17 protein-coding genes and 1 CRISPR repeat array are annotated in these 24,022 nt (G+C 67.4%); of the genes, 12 read left to right on the plus strand and 5 right to left on the minus strand.

The features are described from left to right. Positions 1–269 precede the first annotated feature (269 nt). The gene (locus SAHL_RS03545) at positions 270–746 is read left to right on the plus strand and encodes a hypothetical protein (protein WP_148045468.1); all 477 of its coding nucleotides are present in this window, start codon (positions 270–272) and stop codon (positions 744–746) included. Between the two features lie 870 nt (positions 747–1,616). Here the strand turns inward: SAHL_RS03545 and SAHL_RS03550 are convergent. Then, the gene (locus tag SAHL_RS03550) at positions 1,617–2,078 is read right to left on the minus strand and encodes a flavodoxin family protein (RefSeq protein ID WP_123590026.1); all 462 of its coding nucleotides are present in this window, start codon (positions 2,076–2,078) and stop codon (positions 1,617–1,619) included. Positions 2,079–2,460: 382 nt separating this feature from the next. Here SAHL_RS03550 and SAHL_RS03555 point away from each other — a divergent pair, with 382 nt between their 5' ends. The 10 genes from SAHL_RS03555 (at position 2,461) to SAHL_RS03595 (ending at position 12,330) form a co-directional block, all read left to right on the plus strand. Next, positions 2,461–3,396: a LysR family transcriptional regulator gene (locus SAHL_RS03555; RefSeq protein WP_123590027.1), complete on the plus strand. Its 936-nt coding sequence runs from the start codon at positions 2,461–2,463 to the stop codon at positions 3,394–3,396. A 128-nt stretch (positions 3,397–3,524) separates the two neighbouring features. Further along, complete coding sequence (locus tag SAHL_RS17465) at positions 3,525–3,746, plus strand: hypothetical protein (RefSeq protein ID WP_148045469.1); 222 nt, start codon at positions 3,525–3,527, stop codon at positions 3,744–3,746. A 78-nt stretch (positions 3,747–3,824) separates the two neighbouring features. Then, positions 3,825–4,604 (plus strand): SDR family NAD(P)-dependent oxidoreductase, encoded by a 780-nt coding sequence (locus tag SAHL_RS03560; RefSeq protein WP_123590028.1) that lies wholly within the window; start codon positions 3,825–3,827, stop codon positions 4,602–4,604. A gap of 10 nt (positions 4,605–4,614) precedes the next feature. After that, positions 4,615–5,811 carry an acyl-CoA dehydrogenase family protein gene (locus tag SAHL_RS03565; RefSeq protein WP_123590029.1) on the plus strand — a complete coding sequence of 399 codons (1,197 nt, stop codon included), beginning with the start codon at positions 4,615–4,617 and terminating at the stop codon, positions 5,809–5,811. Between the two features lie 105 nt (positions 5,812–5,916). Beyond that, positions 5,917–7,524 (plus strand): long-chain-fatty-acid--CoA ligase, encoded by a 1,608-nt coding sequence (locus SAHL_RS03570; RefSeq protein WP_123590030.1) that lies wholly within the window; start codon positions 5,917–5,919, stop codon positions 7,522–7,524. Positions 7,525–7,696: 172 nt separating this feature from the next. After that, the gene (locus tag SAHL_RS03575) at positions 7,697–8,923 is read left to right on the plus strand and encodes an ABC transporter substrate-binding protein (RefSeq protein WP_123590031.1); all 1,227 of its coding nucleotides are present in this window, start codon (positions 7,697–7,699) and stop codon (positions 8,921–8,923) included. 87 nt (positions 8,924–9,010) lie between these two features. Beyond that, a complete protein-coding gene (locus tag SAHL_RS03580) occupies positions 9,011–9,880 on the plus strand; it encodes a branched-chain amino acid ABC transporter permease (RefSeq protein ID WP_123590032.1) in 870 nt (289 codons plus the stop codon). Beyond that, on the plus strand, positions 9,880–10,827 hold the full coding sequence (locus SAHL_RS03585) for a branched-chain amino acid ABC transporter permease (protein WP_123590033.1): 948 nt from the start codon (positions 9,880–9,882) through the stop codon (positions 10,825–10,827). The genes SAHL_RS03580 and SAHL_RS03585 overlap by 1 nt, the downstream gene beginning before the upstream one ends. Beyond that, positions 10,820–11,629: an ABC transporter ATP-binding protein gene (locus SAHL_RS03590; RefSeq protein ID WP_123590034.1), complete on the plus strand. Its 810-nt coding sequence runs from the start codon at positions 10,820–10,822 to the stop codon at positions 11,627–11,629. Before SAHL_RS03585 ends, SAHL_RS03590 begins: the two co-directional genes overlap by 8 nt. Further along, positions 11,626–12,330, plus strand: coding sequence for an ABC transporter ATP-binding protein (locus tag SAHL_RS03595; protein ID WP_123590035.1), 705 nt, complete (start codon positions 11,626–11,628; stop codon positions 12,328–12,330). Before SAHL_RS03590 ends, SAHL_RS03595 begins: the two co-directional genes overlap by 4 nt. A 146-nt stretch (positions 12,331–12,476) precedes the next feature. Here the strand turns inward: SAHL_RS03595 and SAHL_RS03600 are convergent, their stop codons facing one another. Genes SAHL_RS03600 through SAHL_RS03615 form a run of 4 tightly spaced genes read right to left on the minus strand, consistent with a single transcriptional unit; the run spans position 12,477 to position 15,986 of the window. After that, positions 12,477–13,118 carry a class I SAM-dependent methyltransferase gene (locus SAHL_RS03600; protein WP_123590036.1) on the minus strand — a complete coding sequence of 214 codons (642 nt, stop codon included), beginning with the start codon at positions 13,116–13,118 and terminating at the stop codon, positions 12,477–12,479. After that, positions 13,115–13,783, minus strand: coding sequence for a PIG-L deacetylase family protein (locus SAHL_RS03605; protein WP_221177812.1), 669 nt, complete (start codon positions 13,781–13,783; stop codon positions 13,115–13,117). Before SAHL_RS03605 ends, SAHL_RS03600 begins: the two co-directional genes overlap by 4 nt. Next, positions 13,780–14,850 carry an acyl-CoA dehydrogenase gene (locus SAHL_RS03610; protein WP_184947272.1) on the minus strand — a complete coding sequence of 357 codons (1,071 nt, stop codon included), beginning with the start codon at positions 14,848–14,850 and terminating at the stop codon, positions 13,780–13,782. The genes SAHL_RS03605 and SAHL_RS03610 overlap by 4 nt, the downstream gene beginning before the upstream one ends. Continuing rightward, positions 14,835–15,986, minus strand: a complete 1,152-nt coding sequence (locus SAHL_RS03615) for a glycosyltransferase family 2 protein (RefSeq protein ID WP_123590037.1) — start codon at positions 15,984–15,986, stop codon at positions 14,835–14,837. The genes SAHL_RS03610 and SAHL_RS03615 overlap by 16 nt, the downstream gene beginning before the upstream one ends. A 985-nt stretch (positions 15,987–16,971) precedes the next feature. Between SAHL_RS03615 and SAHL_RS03620 the strand changes: the two genes are divergently transcribed. Then, positions 16,972–19,089 carry an HAD-IIB family hydrolase gene (locus SAHL_RS03620; protein WP_123590038.1) on the plus strand — a complete coding sequence of 706 codons (2,118 nt, stop codon included), beginning with the start codon at positions 16,972–16,974 and terminating at the stop codon, positions 19,087–19,089. Positions 19,090–19,386: 297 nt separating this feature from the next. Then, a CRISPR array of direct repeats spans positions 19,387–23,975; the repeat unit is 28 nt; unit sequence TTTCTTAGCTGCCTACGCGGCAGCGAAC. Positions 23,976–24,022: the final 47 nt, after the last annotated feature.

Here is a 24,022-nt window from a genome sequence, read left to right on the forward strand (position 1 = left end):
CGCGGCCGGCCGGATCGTGCGGCCTCGGGTGACATCGGCTGCGTTCTCGTGGTGCAGATGCCTCACCAGGGTGCGGCGCGCGGCACCGGGCGACGCCGCCGCCCGAGATGGGCCCGGAGCGTCGGGACGCGCCGGTCGATGCCCCCTCTGGCGGCCGAAAACGTGTGCTGGAAACGGCCGGATGTGTCGCGGGTATTGCAACTCCGCGGCGACTGGCCGATATATCTCTCCAATGGCGCACTCAACGACGCCGCGAGGCGATATGTCGCGTGGAAACGCCCACTCTGAAAATTGAAATCGCCTGTTGGCACGATCGCGAACGCCCCGCGACCGGTCGGCGCCTGTTGGTCGGCGAACCCGAAGCGGCCGGTCTGAACCGGGCCGGTTACGACGCGCGCATGGCCGCGCTTGCGCCGGCGCCCTCGATCTGGGCCGATGACGCCGAGCCGAACATCCTGATGCGTCGCTACGAGCTTCAGCTCGATCGCATGCCCGCCTCGGTGTTCGGTGCCCTCACCGGCCTCGCGCAAGAGCCGGGCCTGGTCCTGCTCGTCGAACGGGCCTGGATCGGCAACGTGCTGGCGCGTTATCTGCGCGACTGGGCCGCGCGTACCCCGCGCATGGAGCGGCGGATGAACCGGGCCTGGCAGCAGTCCCGCCACGCCGCCCAAGTCGTGTTCGACGCCATCGATCCGTCGCCCGACTCGGCGCCGCCGACGCGTGGCGACGGTGATCAAGGATCCTGAAAACGCAAGGCAAACGCTGGCTCAACGTCTTGTGGGCTGCCGCACGTCGCCTCCTTCAAGGTCCGAGCTATCGATCGCCGCGCGCCGCGATCGAGCTGTGCAACGGCGCAGGGGGACATGAGGAATGGTTCATGGGCGGCCCGATTCACGGGTACGAGCGGCCATGACATTTACGAGGTGCGGCCTCCGTGTTGTCGCGTGCGGGTGCCGAGGTGAGACCCGGTGCGCACGACGCCTCGTCCTGCCGTCCCAAAGTACCGGGCGCGGGCTCGCATGACGTGTTGGCCGGGCCGGGCCGCGCTCGGGTGGCCCGGTCGCAGTGGTCACGGGGCCTGCGATATGGGACCCGGACGACATGCGGTGTGCGGATTGGATAGGCGCCGTGGCCGGATGATGTCGCCGCGTGGGGCGAGGACGACGGGCATGTCGCAGCCCCGGTCTAGCTCCGCCAACCCCATGGGTGTGTCGGCGATATCGCCGTGTGTCGTGCGGTCCGAGTCACCGGGGCCTTAAACCCGTGCGTCTCGGGGCAGTTGGGGTAGACCGCCCGCCGGTGCGCGACCGGCACGGCGGATACGGCCCGCGGAAGGCGTGAGCCGTGGCGAAGACTGCGCCCGCTCGGTTTCGTTGACGGTGGGCAGCAATCGTGGCCGCGCGAATCGCACCGCCGTCAACGGCGATGACGAGTCGGGTGCCGAGCGTCCATGCGCTACGCGCCGGGCGTGTCACGGCGCGGGGCAGAGAGATCGGCCCCGGTGGGTGCCGGCTCGAAGGCTGCGTCCAGAGCGCGGTGCGACCAGGGCCGGCGCCATCGCCTGGCCGGAGCATCGCCCGGGGCGGCCGCGCCCGCGCGGTGCGTATCGCCGGATTCTAGAAGATGCCGGCCTCGAGACCCGCGGCGAGCGTCAGCCCCAGCTCCTCGCACTGGGTCTCGAAGGCATCATCGAAGGCGCCGCGGCAGATCAGCGGGTCGCAGACCGCCTTCCAGCGCAGGCCGGTGGTGATGCTGGCCACCGCGCGTTGCGTGCCCGTGCCGTCGCGGCCGGCGCGCACGTACAGGGCGTAGGGCAGCGCCTCGGTGTGGTCGATGCATTCGTAGTAGATGCGGTCGAAGAAATCCTTGAGCGCGCCGCTCATGTACCCGAGGTTCTCCGGCGTGCCGAGCACTACGGCGTCCGCGGCCAGCACGTCGTCGGCGCTGGCCTCAAGCGGCGCGATCCACTCGGCCTCAACGTCGGTGACGTCCGGGTGGCGCGCCCCGCGCAGTACGGCCTCGGCTAGGCGGCCGGTATTCGGGGAGGGGGCGTGGGCGACGATCAGCAGGCGTTTCATGGCCTCAGTCTAGGGGCTGTCAGCACGTCATACGAGCGCCGCGTTGGTGCCCGCACATCGTGTGCGGCAAGGCGTGAGTCGCCGGTCGTGGCGCGTCACGAGCGAGACTGACACCGTCGCAGCGCGCCCCTGGTCGATTGTTCATGTGCAGCCCAACTCTTCGGGCCAAGTGCTCTGGGTCGGCAATCCCGCGTTGTCGCACGCTGGCGCAGAGCGACTGTGCGGCGCGCACGACGCCGGGTCTTGCCGCCCATGGCCAATGTTCAGGACGCGCCTGGCGCGAACTCGCATGAAGTGTTGACAGGCCCCGACCGCCCGGGGCCAGGGCGATCGTGACGCCCCATAACGAGAATCCCGCAGCTGCCTGTGTATCATTCAGGCCATGAATATCCGTGACATCGACCTGAATCTGCTCGTCTTCCTCGACGCTCTGCTGCGCGAGAAGAGCGTGACCAAGGCCGCATTGGCCATGGACATCAGCCAGCCGGCGATGAGCAACGCCCTGCGGCGGCTGCGCAAGCTGCTGGGCGATCCGGTGCTGGTACGCACGGCCTCCGGCATGCAGCCCACCGCCCGCGCCGAGGCCCTGCGGCGGCCGGTGCGTAACGCGCTCTCCCAGATGGAGGCCGCGATCGCGCCCAACCGCGCCTTCGAGCCGTCCACCGCCGAACGCCTGTTCACCATTCTGATCACCGACTACGCCGCCTCGGTGCTGATGCCCCGGGTGGTGGGGGTGCTGGAGGAGGAGGCGCCCAACATCGCGCTCAACATCCTCTCTGCGGGCAGCGACGCCATCGACCAGGTCGAGCGCGGCGAGGCCGATTTTCTGGTCAATCGCTTCGGCAAGCTGCCGGCGAACTTCCACCAGCAGCGCCTGTGGAGCGACCGCATGGCCTGTCTCATCCGCAAGGACCATCCGGCGCTGCTGGCCGCCGGCGGCGAGCTGACGCTGGAGACGTTCCTGTCGGAGAAGCATATTCTGATCACCCAGACCGGGGTCGGTCTGAGCCGGATCGACGAGGTCCTGGCCGACGCCGGCCGCTCGCGGCGGATCAGCGTGCTCACCCGCCATTACCAGCTCCCGCGCGAGCTGGTCGCCAACAGCAACATGATCGTGGCACTCCCGGCGCGCATCGCCCGCTACCAGGCCCGGCATCTCGGCCTCGCCGTGCTCGAGCCGCCGCTCAAGCTGCCGGCCTTCGACATCGGCATCGCCTGGGGCGCGCTCGACCATCACGACGTCGCCCATCGCTGGCTGCGCGAACGCATCGTCACCATCGCGCGCGAGGCACTTCAGCAGGGCCCGCACCACGCCTGACCGCAGCGGTGGTCGACGACTGTGGCGGCAGCCGGCCGCGCGGCGTCTCGCCGGTGGGTGCGCGGGCGGCGCGGGCCCGTGCCGGGTCGCCGCGGCACGGCGGTACGTCGAATGGGAGACCATACGCGGTGTGGCAGGCCGATGAGGGCCGGGCGGCCGGTCGCGGCTTCGTTCGCGGTAGCGCCGACACGACGCCGTCGGACCGGCTGTTGCGTGCGAAGGCGCGGGACGCGTCGGCAGGCAATCGCCTGCAGCGGATCGCGGATGCCCGAACCATCGTGCGGGCGCTTTCAGCCGGGGCGTCCGGAAGCGATCGACGGCGGCCGCGCATCAAGGCAGCGTTGGTCTGAGACCTTGGTCGCAGGGATGCGCTTTCGTGATTGTAAATTTCGAGCGTTCGCTATATTTTTAATCCGAGGAGGAAACGCATGACCGACAGCCCCAACGAACGATTCGATCTCACCGGCCGCGTGGCCCTGATCACGGGCGCCGGCGGCGGCCTGGGCGCCGGCTTTGCCGAAGCGCTCGCCGCGGCCGGCGCCCTGACCGTGCTGTGCGCACGCCGTGAAGGCCCGCTCGAGGCGGTGGCCGAGCGTATCCGAGCTGCGGGCGGCGAGGCGGCCGTGATCCCGATGGACGTGGCTGATAGCGCCTCGGTTGCGGCGGGCTTCGACGCCGCCGAGGCGCAGTTCGGCACCGTCGACGTGGCGGTCTGCAACGCCGGCATCGCGATGGCGGGCTTCGCCATGGACATGCCCGAGGCCGACTGGCTCAAGACCATCGAGGTCAATCTCAACGGCTGCTGGCGCGTCGCCATGGAGACCGGCCGGCGCCTGCGCGCCGCCGAGAAGCCCGGCAGCGTGATCAACATCAGCTCGATTCTGGGCCACCGCGTGGCCGCCGCGGTCGCGCCCTATGCGGCCTCCAAGGGCGCGCTGGAACAGCTCACGCGCAGCCTGGCGCTGGAATGGGCGCGCTACGGGATCCGCGTGAACGCGATCGCACCGGGCTATATCGCCACCGATCTCAACCGCGAGTTCTTCGAAAGCGAGCCGGGACAGAAGATGATCAAGCGCATTCCGCAGAAACGCCTCGGCGACGTCGACGATCTGGTCGGCGCGCTGCTGCTGCTGGCCTCGGACGCCGGCCGCTACATGACCGGCTCGACCATCGCCGTCGACGGCGGCCATCTGCAATCCTCGCTTTAGGACGCTTTCCATGGACTTCAGCCTTCCCGCCGAGATCGAGGACTATCGCCAGCGCATCCGCGCCTTCGTGGAGGCCGAGCTGATCCCGCTCGAGGCGGATCCGGCGAACTACGACGCCCACGAGAACATCGCCCCCGACGTGCTCGAGCGCATGAAGGCCAAGGCCAAGGACGCCGGCCTGTGGTCGCTGCAGATGCCGCGCGCCCGCGGCGGCCAGGAACTGTCGATCGTCGGCATGGCCGCCTGCTACGAGGAGATGAACCGTTCGATCTTCGGGCCGGTGGTGTTCAATTCGGCCGCGCCCGACGACGGCAACATGATCGTGCTGGAGCGCGTCGGCACCGATGCGCAGAAGGCGTGGTTCCTGCAGCCGATCGTCGACGGCGAGGTGCGTTCGTCGTTCGCGATGACCGAACCGCCGCCCGGCGCGGGTTCCGATCCGACCGCGATGCGCACCACCGCCACGCGCGACGGCGACGACTGGGTGATCCACGGCCACAAGCACTACATCACCGGCGCGGGCGTGGCCAAACACTTCATCCTCATCGCGCGCACGTCGGAGGACACCCGCAAGGGCCTGACCGCATTCCTGTTCCACGCCGACGATCCCGGCTGGGAGATCGTGCGCCGCATCCCGATCATGGGGCCGGAGGAGCACGGCGGGCACTGCGAGATCCGCTTCGACGGCCTGCGCATTCCCGATCGCAACCGGCTGATGGAGATTGGCGACGGGCTCAAGGTCACCCAGATTCGTCTGGGCACCGCACGCCTGACCCACTGCATGCGCTGGCTGGGCCTGGCGCGGCGGTCGATGGAGATCGCGGCCGACTACGTCGCCAACCGCGAATCCTTCGGCATCCGCCTGGCCGATCGCGAAGGCGTGCAGAACATGCTCGGCGAGGCGGCGATGGCGATCCAGACCGGCCGGCTGCTCACCATGCACGCCGCCTGGCAGCTCGACCAGGGCAGCTTCGCGCGCAAGGAGGTCTCGATGGCCAAGGTCAACGTATCCGAAACGCTGCACCAGGCGGTGGATACGGCCATTCAGCTCAACGGTGCGCGCGGCTATTCCAAGGACACGGTGCTGGAATGGATCTATCGCTACGCGCGCCAGGCGCGGCTGGTCGACGGCGCTTCGGAGGTGCACAAGATGGTGTTCTCGCGCACATTGATGAGCGAGGGCGCCGACTTCTGGCGCTGGGACTGATGCCGGCGACGCGCACGACATAGCAGGACAGCCCGGCGGTACCGCGCCGCCAGAACGCGCGGGCCGCCTTGTTCGACAGGACAGGGCCTTTTCGGAGGAGACCCCATGGCACAGGCCGACTACGAGCAGCTGGCGCGCAATCCGGCGAACCATTCGCCGCTCACGCCCGTGAGCTTTCTCAGGCGCTCGGCTTATATCTATCCCGAGCGCACGGCGGTCATCGACAGCGATGTCACGCTCACCTACCGGGCGTTCGACGAGCGCTGCCGGCGTCTGGCCAGCGCGCTGTCCGAACGCGGCATCGAAAAGGGCGACACGGTCGCGGTGCTCTGTCGCAACACCCACGAAATGCTCGAGGCCCGCTACGCGATCCCGATGCTCGGTGCGGTGATGAACCCGATCAACACGCGCCTGGATGCGGCCACCATCGCCTTCATCCTCGAGCACGGCGACGCGAAGCTGCTGATCTGCGATCACGCCTTCGGTAACGAGGCCGGCCCCGCGCTGGAACGCCTCGACGCGCCGCCCGAGACGGTCGTGGTCAGCAGCCACCAAGGTGCGACCGGCGAACTCTACGGCGAGCCGTATGAAGACCTGATCGCGGACGGCGACGCCGCCTTCGACTGGGACAAGGTCGCCGACGAGTGGGACGCGCTCACGCTGCTCTATACCTCGGGCACCACGGGTGACCCGAAGGGCGTGGTCTATCACCACCGCGGCGGCTATCTGGCGGCGATGAGCAACGCCATGGCCTTCAACATGACGGCCGACTCGGTCTATCTGTGGACCCTGCCGATGTTCCACTGCGACGGCTGGGGCTATGTGTGGTCGGTGACCGCGGCGGGCGCGACCCACGTGTGCCTGGACCGTATCGATTCCGAGCTCATCCACGAGCGTATCGAAGCCCACGGCGTGACCCACATGTGCGGCGCGCCCATCGTGCTGAATACGCTGCTCGGCGATTTCGACGCCCGCGGCATCACGCTGAGCGCACCCGCGGCGTTCGCGCTCGGCGGCGCGGCGCCGCCGGCCACCGTCATCCGCAAGGCCCAGGAGATCGGCTTCGACATCACCCATCTCTACGGGCTGACCGAAACCTACGGCCCGTCCGCGCTGTGTGTGTGGCAGCCGGAATGGGCCGAACTGGAGATCGACGCGCTGGCCGGGCGCATGGCGCGCCAGGGCGTGGCCAACTTCGCGATCGACGATTTCACCGTGCTCGACGTCGACGGCACGCCCGTGCCCCACGACGGCGAGACCATCGGCGAGATCTGCATTCGCGGCAACACCGTCATGGCCGGCTATCTGAAGAACCCGTCCAAGACCGACGAGGCCTTCGCCGACGGCTGGTTCCATTCCGGCGATCTGGCCGTGACCCATCCGGACGGCTATATCGAGATCAAGGACCGCGCCAAGGACATCATCATCTCGGGCGGGGAGAACATCTCCAGCCTCGAGATCGAGGAGGTGCTCTACCGCCACGAGGCGGTGGTCGAGGCCGCGGTGGTCGCCCAGCCGGACGATAAATGGGGCGAGACCCCCTGCGCCTTCGTGACCCTGCGCGCCGACGCGGCGCTCGACGAGCGCGCGCTCATCGATTTCTGCCGCGAGCATATGGCGCACTTCAAGGCGCCCAAGCGCGTGGTCTTCGGCGAACTGCCCAAGACCGCGACCGGCAAGATCCGCAAGAACGTGCTGCGCGAGCAGCTCTGAGGGGCGTCTGCGACGAATGGACGGCCCATGAACGCGCATCGATGCGCTAAAGGTGGAACCGCGACGCCCACCGCGAGATAGACGGGGCGTCGCGCCGGAACACATCGGCCGATCGCCCGCGGCGGATGTGCAACAGAAAACATCAACGGGTGCGCAACGAGGAGAAAACGACATGGCTTCGACAGCAATTCGGCGCATGGCCGTGGCGGCACTTGCCGCGGCCGGCATCGTCGGCAGCATGGCCGCCCAGGCGGCCGAGGATCCGATCAAGCTCGGCGCGGTTTATATCCGCTCCGGCAGTGCCTCCAGCTACGGCGAATTCGCCGAGCAGGGCATGAAGCTCGCGATCGAGCAGATCAACGACAACGGCGGCGTGCTCGGGCGTCAGCTCGAATACGAGATCGAGGACAGCCAGGGCAACTCCGGCACCGCGATCCAGGCCATGCGCAAGCTGGTCTATCAGGAGAACGTCGACGCGCTCATGGGCATCGACAGTTCCGGCGTGGCCCAGGGCGTGGCCTCCACCGTGCCCCAGCTGCAGAAGCCGCTGATCATCACCCACGCCGCCACGCCCGACGTGACCGGCAAGATGTGTAACGACTACGTCTATCGCATCAGCGTCAATATCATCCAGAACATGCGCGGCGCGGCCGAGATCGCGGCCGAGAGCGGGGCTAAGCGCTGGACCACGATCGGCCCGGACTATGCCTTCGGGCGCCAGTCCTGGGACTTCTTCAGCGAAGCGCTCAAGGAAAAGAATCCCGACGCCGAGCTGATGAGCGAAACCGCCTTCCCGCGCTTCGGCGCCGAGGAGTTCACGCCCTTCATCAACAGCATCATGGATGCCGACCCGGACGGCGTGCTGATCTCGCTGTGGGGCGGTGACCTGGTCAACTTCGTGCGCCAGGCCAGCGATATGGGCTTCTTCGACGAGGACATCGAGGTGATGTTCACCGTCGGCGCGGCGACCGAGGTGCTCGACGCGCTCGGCGACAAGATGCCCGAAGGCGTATGGCTGGGCACGCGCTACTGGTTCGACGCCTACGACAACGAAACCAACCGCGACTTCGTGGCCGCCTACAAGGAGCGCTACGACAAGGCGCCGAGCTACAACGCCGAAGGCGCCTACGCGGCGGTCTACGCCTACAAGGCGGCCATGGAGAAGGCCGGCACCACCGACGGCCCGAAGGTCGCCGAGGCGCTGTCGGGGATGAGCTTCGATTCGCCGATGGGCGAGATCACCTTCCGTGCCGGAGACCATCAGACGCTGGTCGGGCCGACCTGGGGCAAGGCCGGGCCGATGGACGACGAGTTCGGCATCCGCAGCCTCACCGACGTGCACGTGTTCGACGGCAAGGACGTCACCCCGGCGGTCGAGGAGACCGGCTGCTCGCTCTAGTCGCTTGGCACGCAGACGTCGCGGTCCGGCTCGCGCCGGGCCGCGCCGCCGTGCGTGATCGTGCCCCTGCATCGTCGGAGACTCGACATGACCGCATTCTTCACCGCCCTGCTCAACAGTCTGGACATCGGTCTGCTGCTGTTCGTGATCGCGGTCGGGCTGAACATCGTGTTCGGCGTGCTCAACGTCATCAACTTCGCCCACGGCGCGCTCTACATGATCGGCGCCTACCTGGGATTCAGCCTCATCGCCATGCTCGGCTGGCCGTTCTGGGCCGCGCTGATCGTCGCGCCGCTCGGTGTGGCCGCCCTCGCGGTGGTGCTCGACCGGCTTGTGCTGCGCTTCATCTACGGGCGTGAGATCACCGACAGCCTGCTGCTCACCTTCGCGCTGCTGCTCGTGCTCAACGAGTCAGTGCGCATGATCTGGGGCTCGGGCATCCACGTGGTCGAGCCGCCGGCGCTGCTGGCCGGCACGCTCGACCTGCCGGGTGGCGTGCGTTACCCGGTCTACAACCTGTTCGTGATCGGCGTGGGGCTGGCGATGCTCGCCGGGCTTTGGGCGCTGTTCAACCGCAGCCGGGTGGGGCGCATCATGCGTGCGGCCTCGCTGGATGCCGACATGGCCAAGGCGCTGGGCATCAACACGCGGCTGGTGGTCACCGGTGCCTTCGCCTTCGGCGCCTGGTTGGCCGCGGTCGGCGGCGTGGTCGCCGCACCCATGCGCGCGATCGATCCGGGCATGGGCGACAAGATCATCATCGAGTCGTTCATCGTGGTCGTCATCGGCGGCCTGGGCAGCTTCCCGGGGGCGCTGATCGGCGCGCTCGTGCTCGGGGCGATCCACGCGTTCGGCGGCCGCTATTTCCCCGAGGTCAACATGGTGCTGCCCTTCATCGGCATGGCGCTGGTGCTGCTGGTCAAGCCCAACGGCCTGATGGGCAAGGGAGCGGCGTGATGAAGAACGCAATCGTGCTGATCGTGCTCGCCGCTGTGCTGGCGGGCCTCGTTGCGCTGCCGTGGGTGGCGCCTTATTTCTATATCTTTCTGGGCACCGAGGTGCTGATCCTCGGCCTGTTCGCGGCCAGCTTCAATCTGGTGTTCGGTTACAGCGGCATGCTCAGCTTCGGCCATGCCGCCTTCTACGGCATCGGCGCCTACGCCACCGCGCTGATCCTGCTGCATCTGGAGTGGCCGTTTCTGGCCTGCCTGGTCGTGGCCATGGGCGCCGGCGCGCTGCTGGCGCTGGTGATCGGTTTTCTCAGCGTGCGGCTGGATGAAGTCTATTTCGCCATGCTCACGCTGGCCTTCGGCATGATGGTCTTCGCCGTGGCGCACCAATGGCGTTCGGTCACCAACGGCAGCGACGGCATCGCCGGCTTCATGCTCGGCGATTTCGCACCGGGGGTCGACTGGTCACTCGGCGACCCCGCCGTCTACTATCACGTCGTGCTCGGCGTGGTGGTGGTCGCCGCGGCGGTGCTGTATCTGATCTGTCGCTCGTCGTTCGGGCTCATCCTGCGTGCGATCCGCCAGAACCCGGAACGGGTGTCCTTCTGCGGCCTGGACGTGCGCCGCTACCGACTGGCCGCCTTCACCGTGGCCGGTGCGTTCGCGGGGCTGTCCGGCGCGCTGATGGCGCCGTTCCTGCGCGTGGCCAGCCCCGAGATGCTGCACTGGTCGATGTCGGCCGAGCCCGTGCTGATGTCGATTCTCGGCGGCACCGGCTACTTTCTCGGACCGTTCTTCGGCGCCGCCATCTTCGTGCTGCTGGAAAGCTGGATCACCGGCTTCACCGACGCCTGGATGCTGGTGCTGGGCGTGATGCTCGCGCTGATGGTCATGTTCTTCCGCCGCGGCGTGCTCGGCACGCTGCTCGACTGGGTGCAGGGCAACCATGACTGATACCACCACCAACGAATCCGGCCCCGTGCTGCAGATCCGCGATCTCAGCCGTCGTTTCGGCGGGGTGGCGGCGGTCTCCGGCATCGATCTGGACGTCGCGCCGCGCGAGACCGTGGCCATCATCGGCCCCAACGGCGCCGGCAAGACCACGCTCTACAACATGGTCTCCGGCCGGCTCAAGCCGACCACCGGCACGCTCACCTTCGAAGGCCGCGACATCACCGGGCTGGCGCCGCACCGCATCAGCCGGCTCGGCGTATCGCGCTCGTTCCAGATCAACAACATCTTCACCGAGATGACGGTGCGCGAGAACGTGGAGGTCGCACTCACCGCCCTCCACGGCTGGGGCAAGCGCTGGTTCAACGTCGCCACCCGCGCCAAACCGCTGCAGGACGAGGCCGATACCCTGCTCGAGCGGCTGTCCCTGGGCGAGCTCGCGCAGAAGCGCGCCGGCACCATCAGCTACGGCGACAAGCGCCTGCTCGAGATCGCCGTCGTGCTGGCCACGCGTCCGCGCCTGGTGCTGCTCGACGAACCCACCGCCGGCATGACGCCGCAGGAAACCAAACGCGTCACCGCGCTCATCAAGAGCCTCGCCGAAAGCGGCGACTACACCTTCCTCATCACCGAGCACGACATGGACGTCGTCTTCGGGGTGGCCGATCGCATCCTGGTCATGCACCGCGGCGAGGCGCTCGTCGTCGGCACGCCGGCCGAAGTGCGCGACCACCCGGAGGTGCGCCGCGCCTATCTCGGCGAGGAAGACGAAGAGGACGCCGAGGACAAGGAGACCGCGTCATGATGCTCGAACTCGACGACGTGCATACCTACTACGGCGAAAGCCACGCGCTGCAGGGCGTGACCCTTCAGCTCGCCGAAGGCGAGACGGTCTGCCTGCTCGGGCGCAACGGCGCCGGCAAGTCGACCACGCTCAAGAGCATCATCGGCCTCACGCCGCCGCGCCGCGGGCGCGTCGTGTTCGAGGGCGACGAGATCCAGCGCAGGCCCGCCCATCGGATCGCGCGCATGGGCATCGGCCTCGTGCCCGAGGACCGGCGCATCTTTCCGGGCCTGTCGGTGCGCGAAAACCTCGACGTCGCCCAGCGCAAACGCCGCGGCGAGACGCCGAAGTGGTCGATCGAACGCATCTTCGACAACTATCCCATGCTCGCCGAACTCGCCAACCAGGACGGCGCGACCCTGTCCGGCGGTCAGCAGCAGATGCTCGCCGTCGCCCGCTCGCTGATGACCGAACCGCGCCTGCTCCTGCTCGACGAACCCAACGAAGGCCTCGCCCCGGTCATCGTCAAGCAGATCGGCGCGCTCATCGACGACCTCGCCGCCACCACCACCATGCTGTTCACCGACCAGAGCGTGCACTTCGCCCTCAAGCACGCCAAACGCGCCTACATCCTCGAAAAAGGGCGCATCGTCCACGAGGCCGACGCCGCCGAGCTGCGGGAGGATACGGCCACGCAGGACCGGTTTCTGTCGGTGGCCTGAGCCCGGGGAGTGCACGGCCGGCAGTCCGCTGGGCTGTCCCGGAGCGGTCTCCACGGCCGTCTTGCCGGCACGACGCGATTCGCGATCACCGCGGCGCGCATCGGGCGCTCCGGCGCGTACGGGCCGTATCGCGTTGGCCCGCTCGATCAGACGCCGAACGGGCCGGGCTCGGCGGCCGCGTGGCACCACCGCGCGGGGCGTGTCGCGACGAAGCCCTCGACGTGCCAGCGTCGGTTGGCCGCGACGTAGCGGCGCTGCCAGGCGCGGCCGGTGGCGGAGAGAAAGCGGGCGTGGATGCCCGCAGCGCGCTGGGCGCTGTCGTGGAACTCGATATGGTGATGCGCGAGTACGATACGGCCGCCGGGCACGAGCACGCGGGCCACGTCGCGCGCGAGCCGATCGAGCGCGCGCGGTGCAAGGTAGTACAGCAGTTCAGCGATCACCACGGCCTCGTAGCGCCGGCCCGGCAACGGCGCGGGCAACGCGATCCGATAGGCCTCGGCATGGGCGTGATCGGCCAGCACGGCGCGGGTGAGCCGAATGGCGCTCGCGCTGCCGTCGCAGGCGTGCAGATGCAGCGCGCGCCGGGCGAGCGCGCGGCTGTTGGAGCCGTTGCCGCAGCCCAGTTCCAGTAGGCGTGCGTGTGGCCGGGTGCCGAGCGCGCGCACGATGCGCCCGCGCTTGATCGCTTCGTCGCGGGCGGTGAATGTCTGCCAGGGGTCGGCCGCGGCGCGAAACTTCGCTTCGAAGCCGGACAGATCGATCGCGCGGCGCGGCGGCGCGCTCATGGCCGGCTGCCGAAGACTTCGACCGGCCGGCCGAAGCGCGCAAGCAGCGCGGGCGTGATCGTGAAGCCGTCCGGGTCGTCGTCGATGGCGTCGATCTGGGTGCGATAGCGCCGCAGCGCGGCCTGCTTCATCGCCGCGCGCGCGCCGAGCGGCCGGCGCCACAGGCGGCCCGCCGGGCGCGGCCGGTGCGGTGTCTGGCGCGGCCAGACCAGATAGGACAGGCGTGCGATCGAGGCCGGCCAGGCCCGGGCAACGGCCCGCGCGACCGCGCGATGATCGGCGTGGTTATCGTGGCGCGAGGGGGTGACGATCAGATCCGGGCGCGGCCGGCGGGCGAGGTCGCGGGCCAGGCGCGTGATCGTGGCCAGGCCGTCGAAGCCGAGCGCGCCGTCGGCATAACCGAGAAAGCGCAGATCCTGACGGCGCACGCCGGCGCGGCGCATCACCTGGCGCGTCTCGGCGTAGCGCGCGGCGCTCAGGCGCGCGGGCGGAAATCGCTGGCTGTTCGGATGCGAGGCGCGCCCGTCGGTGACGAGTGTGACGTCCACGACCACGCCGCGCCGGCGCAGTGCGACGATCAGCCCGAAGGCGCCGATGGCCTCGTCGTCCGGGTGAGGTGCGACGACGTGGGCGCGGGCGATACCAGCCGGCAGCGGTGCGGTCACAGCGAGGGCTCGATCGTGCCGTCGGCGGCGGCCGTGCCGACCTTCACGCGCTGGGCGTCGGGGGCGGGCTGGCGCAGATAGACCATGAGATCGGCCATCTGCGCGCACAGCGGGTCGGTCTCGAAGAACGCCGACAGGCCGACCGACTGTTGGGTCAGGTGGAGCGCTTGTTCGCCGGCGTCGAGCACGCGGCTGCGCGCGCTGGCCACGCGCGCGGGATGGCTGGCCGCCGGCGTGTCGAACAGCTGGGCGGCGGTATCGCGACAGACGCCCGCCGCGCTCGCGGCGACGTCGTAGAGGCGCCCGAGCCGCGCGGCCTGGTGGGGGTCGCCCGCGCGCCCGCGCGCCACGAGGTGATCGCGCACGCCGTCGAACAGCCCGGCGATGCCGCCGGCCTGCACGGCCACGAACCGCAGCGCGCCCGCGCTCAGCCAGGGTTCGCGCTCGTAGTCGCCCGGGGTGCCGATGACGGCGTCGCGGGCGCCGAGCGGTGCGTCGCGCCAGCGCACGAGATGCGTCTCCGAGCGCTGCATGCCGAGCACCTGCCACCAGTCGCGATCGATCGCCGGCGGCGTGGCGTCGAGGTCCACGACCAGCAGCTGCTTGGAATCGCTGTCGGCAACATCCGCGCTGACGAGCGCATGCGTGAGCAGCCCGGCGCCGGAGGCGAACGCCTTGCCGCCGGCGAGCCGCTCGCCGTCGAAAGCCAGCGGCTCGCCGGCCAGCGGCGCGTTCCAGACGCCAAAGCAGGCGCCGGCCCGGGCCTTGGCGTGCAGCGCGGTGGCGGTGTCGGTATCCGCATAGCGGGCGATGATCTGCAGCGCGTCGATATGGCCTTCGAACAGCCGCCCGAGCGGCAGATCGAAGCGCCCGGCCGCGTAGAGCCGGCGCGCGAGCGTCAGGTACGCAGCCAGATCGTGCGGGTCGCCGAGCGCGAGGCCGCTCTGCAGACGGGCGATGCCCGTGCGCATGTAGGCGGCGTTGGGCTGCGTGGTGTCGAGGTCGGCCAGCGCCACGGTGTCGGCGCGAATCGGTTCGTCGGGCAGGGCGCTCATGGGCTTGGACATGCGTGTTCGGTTTCCAGGGTGTGCAGGCGGGTCTCGGCCTGATCGAGGGCGATCTCGTCGGCGGTGCAAGGGTCGGGCACGACGGACATCACGAAGGCCTCGGCGTTGTTGCAGCGCGCGGCGAGGCGGCGCAGTTCGTCGGCGTCGATCGCCAGCAGCGTGGCCAGTTCGTCACGGATCGGGGCCTCGTGCAGGGCGGCGAAAGCTCGCCGCGCCGCGGCCGCGCGGCGAAAACGGGCGAGCGCGGCATCGGGCGCTTCCACGCGCGGTGGGTTGCGGTCGGCCGCGCGGGTGCGCAGCGTCTCGGCCAGGCCCGCGTCGGCGCGCCCGATCAGACGCGAGGAGGTGGCCACGCGCACGGCGCGGTCGTGGCGCACGCGATAACCCGCGCGCCGCGCGGCCGTCACCAGCCGCAAATCCTCGTGCGCGGCGACGTCCTCGAAGCCGCCGAGCGCGGCGTATACCGCGGCCCGGAACGCCAGGCTGGCGCCGCCCTGCGACGGATGCGAAGGCGCCGGATCGTGCGGCAGCGGATCGACCGTGCGCTGCAGACAGCGCAGGCGCTCCCAGTAGCGTTCGACGCGCCGGTGCGCTTCGCTGGGCGCGGCGTCCGGGCGCTCGATATAGCCGGCGACCACATCCACCGCGGCGAGCGCACGCCGGTTCGCAGCCAGCCAGTCGTCGGCGGGCACACTGTCGGCGTCGGTACTCAGAAGTACGGCGTCGTCCGGCGCGGCGCCCGCCGGGCCGCAACGGGCCAGCGTGGCGGCGCCCAGCGCCATCGCGGCGCGGCGCGCGCGCCCGGCGCTGGCCGGCTGCTGGCGGGGTATGCGCTGCGTGACCACGGCATAGGGCAGCGCGGCGGCGCGCCGTTGCACGTAGCGCTCGCCGCCGTCGCTGCAGCCGTCGAACAGCAGGCAAAGCACGAACGTGTCGGCGGCCACGGTCTGGCGCGCGAGTGCATCGAGCAGGGCGGCGATATGGTCGCGTTCGTCGCGTACCGGTACGCAGACGGCGAGTGTCCACGCCGGCGCGCGTATATCGCGTGTCGGCGACGCGCGGGCCGGCGCGGCGTGGGCCAGCCCCGCAGCCGGCATGGGCTGTCCGGTGTCGCGCATGATAGGCGGAATGAACATGATGAGGCACGATACCCCGCTTCTCGCGGGCGGTTAATGCGTAGTTCTGCGGGCCGTTCGGGCGGCCCGCGATCATGGGCGTCGATCGCGAAAGAATCATTCGGATCAAGCCGCTATCGAGCGTGCCGTCATGTTCCAGCCGTCGCGGGCGGTTGTCGACGAAGCGTGAATCCGTCGCGCCCCCGAGTTCGACGCGGAAACGCGCCGCAGAACCTGCCACGCCGCGCGTATCGGCCGATGCCGGATGGCGTGGCCGCGCCGGCGCCGTTCAAGCTCGCGACGGTGAGGCCGGAACGGCGGGATCGACCATCGCCCGGTCGCGGCGTGTCATCAGCCGCCGCCACGGACCGTGGACGCCATCGTCAGTACGACGACCGGCGCCGGCGGGCGACCGCCCACAGTGTATGGCGGCGCGACGGCGCGGGCCGGGTGTCGGTCGCGAGGGGAGGGTGCCTGACGGCGCAGATGGTGGTCGCGGCGTCTTGTTCGAAATAGTACGGATTTCCCGGGGCCGTACTTCCGGCTAGCTTGAGCGCATGATTGATGCGCCGCGCCATTCCGATCGCCTGATCGGCACGTATCTGATCGTTCGTCCGACCGACGGATGCGTTCGGCTCGTCGCCGCGACGGGCCGGTACGTGCGGGTAGCGAGCGGGCCGGGAACGGCGAGCACGACCGCGCGGTCGGGCGACGGTCCGTGTGCGGCGGCGCGCGGGGCGGACCGGCGTTCGCGGGCGGCATGCGGTCGCCGTCGGCGTGGGCCGGGATACACATCAGGGCCGCGTCCGCGGCGTTTACGGCACAGGCCGGGGTGGCCGCTGAGCGCGTGTCGACAGCCCGCGCGGAACCCGTCCGGCCGCGGGCGCCGTGGCCGGGCGGCGGCGAAACGATGATCGACCCGGCCATGAAACCGAACCGACATGATCACGGTCCGATGACATCGGGCCCCGGCCCGGGTACACGGCGAGACAGGAACCAAGCGCCCATGTTCATCATGCACATCGCCCTGCAGGGTTGTCTGCGCGCCCACGATGTCGAGTACGGCATCACCGCGGATACCGGCGGTCACATCCGCTACCTGCTCGAGCTCGTTCAGGCCTCGGCGCGCGATCCGGACGTGGAGCGCATCGAGATCGTCACCCGCGCCTTCGAGGCGGGTTTCACCGACGGCGACTATCGCCGTGCCTGCGAATACATCAATCCCAAGGTGCGCATCGTACGCCTGCCCACGCCGGACTCCGGCTATCGGCCGAAAGAGCAGCTCTGGGACCAGCTGCCCGCGTTTGCCGACGCATTGGACGACCATATCGACGGCCTCGAGCGTGGCCCCGATCTGCTCCACGCGCACTACGCCGACGCCGGCGAGGTGGCCGCGCGCATGAAGGCGCGCCGCGGGCTGCCGTTCGTGTTCACCGCGCATTCGCTGGGCCGGCCCAAAGTGGGCTACGCCGCGGCCATCGGCTCGACCCGGGCCGATGCGATGACGCCGGCGCTCGAACGCCGTATCGGCTTCGAGAACACCGCCCTGCGGGAGGCGGATCTGGTGATCGCCTCCTCGCGCGACGAAGCCGAGCTGCAGTACGCCGAGTACCCGGACTATGTGCCCGGGCGCATCCGGGTGATCCGCCCGGCCAGCGACCTGCAGACCTTCGAGCGCGCCCGGCCCACCGAGCGCGTCGAGCGCATGCTGGGGCGCTTTCTCAACGAGCCGGACAAGCCCGCGCTGCTGGCAATCGCGCGCCCGGTCACGCGCAAGAATCTGGCGAACCTGATCCGGGCCTACGGCGAATCGCCGGCGTTGCAGGCGCGCGCGAACCTGGTGATTCTGGCCGGCGGGCGCCAGTCGCTCGACACGCTGGAGCCCGAGATCGCCGACAACCTGCGCGAGATGCTCGCGCTGATCGACCACTACGACCTCTACGGCCGCGTGGCCTATCCCAAGCAGCACCGCGGCGCCGACGTGCCGGCGGTCTATGCCTGGGCGCGCGGACGCCGCGGCGTGTTCGCGAACGTGGCCTTCAACGAGCCGTTCGGCCTGACCCTGCTCGAAGCCGCGGCCAGCGGCCTGCCGGTGATCGCCACCGACAGCGGCGGCCCCAACGACATCATCGAGCATTGCGACAACGGCGTGCTGGTCAACCCTTGTGCGACCGATGCGATCGCGAAAGCCGCGCGCGATCTGCTCGGCGATCCCGAGCGCTGGCAGCGCTACGCCGACAACGGCCGCCGCGCGAGCGCAACCTTCGACTGGCCGCGGCACGTGCAGCACTACCATCGCCTGATCAAACGCCTGCTCGGCCGTGCCGATACCGCCCGCGATGCGTCGAGGCGCACGCGCTACCGTGCCCCGGCCGACGCCGCGCCCAAGGCGCTGCTGATCTGCGACATCGACGGCACGCTGGTGGGGTGCAGCCACGGTATCCACGACTTCAACGGCTGGCAGCCCGGCCAGTCGCGCATGGCGTTCGGCGTGGCCACCGGCCGCAGTTTTCACAGCGCGCTGCAGATCCTCGAGCAGTCCGACATCGACTGGCCGCGTTTTCTCATCACCTCGGTCGGCGCGGAAATCCACTGCCTGAACGCCGACCGCGTGACCTATCGGCTGGATACCGACTGGCAGGCGCATATCGACGCCGGCTGGCCGCGCGAGGCCATCGTCGACGCGCTGGCGGAGCTGTCCGAGCTTACGCCCCAGAGCGCGCTCGAACAGCGTCGGCACAAGATCAGCTATCTCTGCCCGGGCGGCCTTGCGATCGCGCCGAAGATACGAGGCGTGCTCGCCGCCCGCGGCGTCGAAGCCACCGTGATTCACAGCCACGACCGCTTCGTCGACGTGCTCCCCGCACGCGCCTCCAAGGGCGGCGCCGTCGCCCATCTGGCCGCGAGCCACGGCATCCCGCACGCGCGCGTCTACGTCGCCGGCGACTCCGGCAACGACATCGAGATGCTGCGCGCGCTGCCCTGCGCGATCATCGTCGCCAATTACCGCGACGACCTCACCACCGTCCCCGGCCTGGACCACGCTTACCTCGCCCGAGCCGACCACGCCCGCGGCGTGATCGAAGGCGTCGAGCACTTTCGCGCGCGGAGTAACGTGTCGTGACGTGAAGGTGCGGCCGCTGGGTGTGAGCGGCAGCACCAATGGCCGTGCATCTGTAGATTTTCAGCTGCCTGCGCGGCAGCGAACCAGTCTGTGCTAGAGCGCGTCTGGGACCGCATTTTCTTGGCTGCCTACGCGGCAGCGAACGCGTCCACGAAATCAGCCTGATCGCCGACGACTTTCTTAGCTGCCTACGCGGCAGCGAACGCCGCTGCGCGTGTTCGACGCCATCCGCGCCTTTTCTTAGCTGCCTAACGCGGCAGCGAACCGCGCCCAGAAACCGACCATGCGCCCGAGTGTTTTCTTAGCTGCCTACGCGGCAGCGAACCTTCGCCGAGCGCACCCGGGCGACGGTCCAGATTTCTTAGCTGCCTACGCGGCAGCGAACCGCCTGGCTGCGCTACCGCGCCGCACAGTTCTTTTCTTAGCTGCCTACGCGGCAGCGAACGACGCGGGCGACACGACGGACTACGGCACGCATTTCTTAGCTGCCTACGCGGCAGCGAACGATACGCTACCGGCAGTCACGTCCTACATTCTTTTCTTAGCTGCCTACGCGGCAGCGAACATGGCCCTGACTATTTTCCCCCGCAAAAACAATTTCTTAGCTGCCTACGCGGCAGCGAACTCTTTCGCATAATGAGCAACGCGCGAAAGTTATTTCTTAGCTGCCTACGCGGCAGCGAACTCGACTCGTCAGGCCGAACATTTGAAGGTGCTTTTCTTAGCTGCCTACGCGGCAGCGAACCGATTTCGGCGCACACGGTGCTGACGGCCTCTTTTCTTAGCTGCCTACGCGGCAGCGAACTTCCGGCGGCTGTGGTACGGCCGGCCCCAGTCTTTCTTAGCTGCCTACGCGGCAGCGAACACCTCGGCGAGCTCGCGCCGCTGCGATGCTATTTTCTTAGCTGCCTACGCGGCAGCGAACTCGTGGTCGGTGAGCGTGATGTCGAGCTGGTCTTTCTTAGCTGCCTACGCGGCAGCGAACTGATCGTGACGCCGCCGCCGCCTGTTGTCGTCTTTCTTAGCTGCCTACGCGGCAGCGAACTTTCCAGCCGGTGAGTGTGGCCGGGGTTTCCGTTTCTTAGCTGCCTACGCGGCAGCGAACGCGGCCTCGGCGCGGGTTTCGATGCCGTAGGTTTTCTTAGCTGCCTACGCGGCAGCGAACTGATCGCGCTTTCAGCGCGACACCTGTGCTTATTTCTTAGCTGCCTACGCGGCAGCGAACGTGCATTCCCATCAGCGTCGCCATCTGTAGCTTTTCTTAGCTGCCTACGCGGCAGCGAACGTCGACGGCGGCGATGGTGCCGACGCGAATGATTTCTTAGCTGCCTACGCGGCAGCGAACCCGTACGTGTGGCCGCGCTGTCGCAGCAGCCATTTCTTAGCTGCCTACGCGGCAGCGAACTTCCGCAACGCATCAAACCTCAACGCCGGCACTTTCTTAGCTGCCTACGCGGCAGCGAACCAGGGCTGAAAACAGCTGGGGCGCGAACATATTTTCTTAGCTGCCTACGCGGCAGCGAACGCGAAGCGGGCGAGCGCGCGCTCGGTGTCGACTTTCTTAGCTGCCTACGCGGCAGCGAACGACGGCGGTCACTCGGCCGGCGACGAGCTACATTTCTTAGCTGCCTACGCGGCAGCGAACGTGAACTGGCTGATGCCGCCGCTGCCCTGCTGTTTCTTAGCTGCCTACGCGGCAGCGAACTGCCGAGCGCCGCTAGCGGCGTGTTCTAACTATTTCTTAGCTGCCTACGCGGCAGCGAACCTGGGCGGACACATACCCGAGCGGATTCCAACTTTCTTAGCTGCCTACGCGGCAGCGAACGCCGGAGCGCACCCAAAGGGGTGTTGGTGATTTTTCTTAGCTGCCTACGCGGCAGCGAACGTCATGCAGATCGAGGTTCTGAGGCTGACCTTTTTCTTAGCTGCCTACGCGGCAGCGAACGTCTTGCGGGCGCGGTCCATCACTTCGTCGATTTTCTTAGCTGCCTACGCGGCAGCGAACGACGACAAACAGGACCCGTTGATTGTGCTGCTTTTCTTAGCTGCCTACGCGGCAGCGAACTCGTGGCTATAGACGCGATCCAGGCTGTAGGCTTTCTTAGCTGCCTACGCGGCAGCGAACGATCACGGGGAGCCGGCAGTTCTCGTGCAGTATTTCTTAGCTGCCTACGCGGCAGCGAACGGCACGACGTGAATCGCATGCGCACGCTCAATTTTCTTAGCTGCCTACGCGGCAGCGAACCTCCTGTTCCGCGTCACCCGCGAGGGCTGCCTTTTCTTAGCTGCCTACGCGGCAGCGAACCGACTGATGATGGCGGATCGTCCGGCGCAGGTTTTCTTAGCTGCCTACGCGGCAGCGAACGATCCTCACCGCGTTTTGAAGCGTTTGCAGTGTTTCTTAGCTGCCTACGCGGCAGCGAACTAGGGTGTGATTCGGCATGCCGGGGTGTTTGATTTCTTAGCTGCCTACGCGGCAGCGAACGACTTCATTCAGTCGATCCACCGCATCTACCGTTTCTTAGCTGCCTACGCGGCAGCGAACGGTCGCCGCACGTTGCGACAGCACGCTGACCGTTTCTTAGCTGCCTACGCGGCAGCGAACCATTCCAGACGATCCCTCTCGGCTTCCAGGTGTTTCTTAGCTGCCTACGCGGCAGCGAACGTGATGCTCCCAGCCGTCGCGCGTTTCTATCTTTTCTTAGCTGCCTACGCGGCAGCGAACGCCGGACCACGGCCCCGGCGCGGGATTCGCCTTTTCTTAGCTGCCTACGCGGCAGCGAACGCGGGTCATCTGGATAGCCGTGTTCGAAACGTTTTCTTAGCTGCCTACGCGGCAGCGAACTATGCGGCCTTCCAGTTCATTCGCCGAGATGATTTCTTAGCTGCCTACGCGGCAGCGAACCGTTTGTGACATCCTCGGGTGACGAGTTCGACTTTCTTAGCTGCCTACGCGGCAGCGAACTGGCGGTCGCCGTCGGCGCGGGTGAGGGTGACTTTCTTAGCTGCCTACGCGGCAGCGAACGATGCTCATTGTCTTTCTCCGGTTGAGTCGCGTTTCTTAGCTGCCTACGCGGCAGCGAACAACGCGCCGTTAAGCTGCAGGTTGCCGTTGATTTTCTTAGCTGCCTACGCGGCAGCGAACTCGCCGATGGGTGAAAACTGGAGACTGAAATATTTCTTAGCTGCCTACGCGGCAGCGAACACTCGAGCGGTGACAGCCGGCGTGTACTCCATTTTCTTAGCTGCCTACGCGGCAGCGAACGTCCGTGTGTGCCACGAGATCAAGAGGGAGTATTTCTTAGCTGCCTACGCGGCAGCGAACTGAGGTTGGCAAAACCTACGGCGTCTGGCTATTTTCTTAGCTGCCTACGCGGCAGCGAACGCGTCGGGCTAGCAGGTCAGGCGCAGACCATGTTTCTTAGCTGCCTACGCGGCAGCGAACCGGTAGCTGCACGTTCCCGACCATGTTCGATGTTTCTTAGCTGCCTACGCGGCAGCGAACGTCTTTCTCGGCCACGCCTTCGTCGTCGCGATTTCTTAGCTGCCTACGCGGCAGCGAACCAGCTTGGCGTTCCAGCGTTTTTCGCCGTCCGTTTCTTAGCTGCCTACGCGGCAGCGAACAACGGTGGCGCCGAGGTGCCCGATACGACCCTTTTCTTAGCTGCCTACGCGGCAGCGAACCAACAATTTTCGGCGTGATCGCGCTTCATAATTTTCTTAGCTGCCTACGCGGCAGCGAACGACTAAACCCTTTTCCTCTAGGGCGTACAACGTTTTCTTAGCTGCCTACGCGGCAGCGAACCATCGGCGCGTGGCGAGCCCAGGCGGTCAGCATTTCTTAGCTGCCTACGCGGCAGCGAACATAGCGCCGCCGCAGGCGGTTTCGTGATCTACTTTCTTAGCTGCCTACGCGGCAGCGAACGGCCGGGCCAGGCGGTCAGCAGGTCGGCGCATTTTCTTAGCTGCCTACGCGGCAGCGAACGGTCACGCCTAAAAACCGCCTATCCGCCCCAGTTTCTTAGCTGCCTACGCGGCAGCGAACTATTATTTTTTGCATGCTAACCGCGCTCTCCGTTTTCTTAGCTGCCTACGCGGCAGCGAACCAGTGCTGCTCTGCGTTTGCCTGTTATGTCATTTTCTTAGCTGCCTACGCGGCAGCGAACTGCGTTACGTCCGCGAGCAGTCTGATGTGTCATTTCTTAGCTGCCTACGCGGCAGCGAACCGTATTTCGCGGATTAGCCGTTCGATCTTGTGTTTCTTAGCTGCCTACGCGGCAGCGAACCGATACCCGCTGATTTGATCGCGCCCATTCGTTTTCTTAGCTGCCTACGCGGCAGCGAACTTGGTGGCCGTCTAGCCCCTCGAAGTCGTCTATTTCTTAGCTGCCTACGCGGCAGCGAACGGCCTTAACCAGCGCGTCGGATTCATCGTTCATTTCTTAGCTGCCTACGCGGCAGCGAACGAGCCGAATCAAACCTGCGCGGATAAGGCGAATTTCTTAGCTGCCTACGCGGCAGCGAACAAGTAGTAATAATCGTCGTCGCTAACGTCAGTTTTCTTAGCTGCCTACGCGGCAGCGAACAGATCCTGGCGGACAATGGCATGCCGTTCAACTTTCTTAGCTGCCTACGCGGCAGCGAACGTAGGCAGCCTATGGCGATGGTGCGGCGCATATTTCTTAGCTGCCTACGCGGCAGCGAACTAATGGTCATGCGAAAGCCAGCGCGTCAGACTTTTCTTAGCTGCCTACGCGGCAGCGAACTTTCTCCGTTGTCTTGAATATAGTATTACATTTTTCTTAGCTGCCTACGCGGCAGCGAACGACAGCTAACGGCAACTACAGCGATATCAAGTTTTCTTAGCTGCCTACGCGGCAGCGAACTAGAGACATATATTTACAAGCTATTGATTTTTAAAGAACGGCGGGAG

The organism is Salinisphaera orenii subsp. halophila YIM 95161 (assembly GCF_003732545.1).
GTDB lineage: Bacteria > Pseudomonadota > Gammaproteobacteria > Nevskiales > Salinisphaeraceae > Salinisphaera > Salinisphaera orenii_A.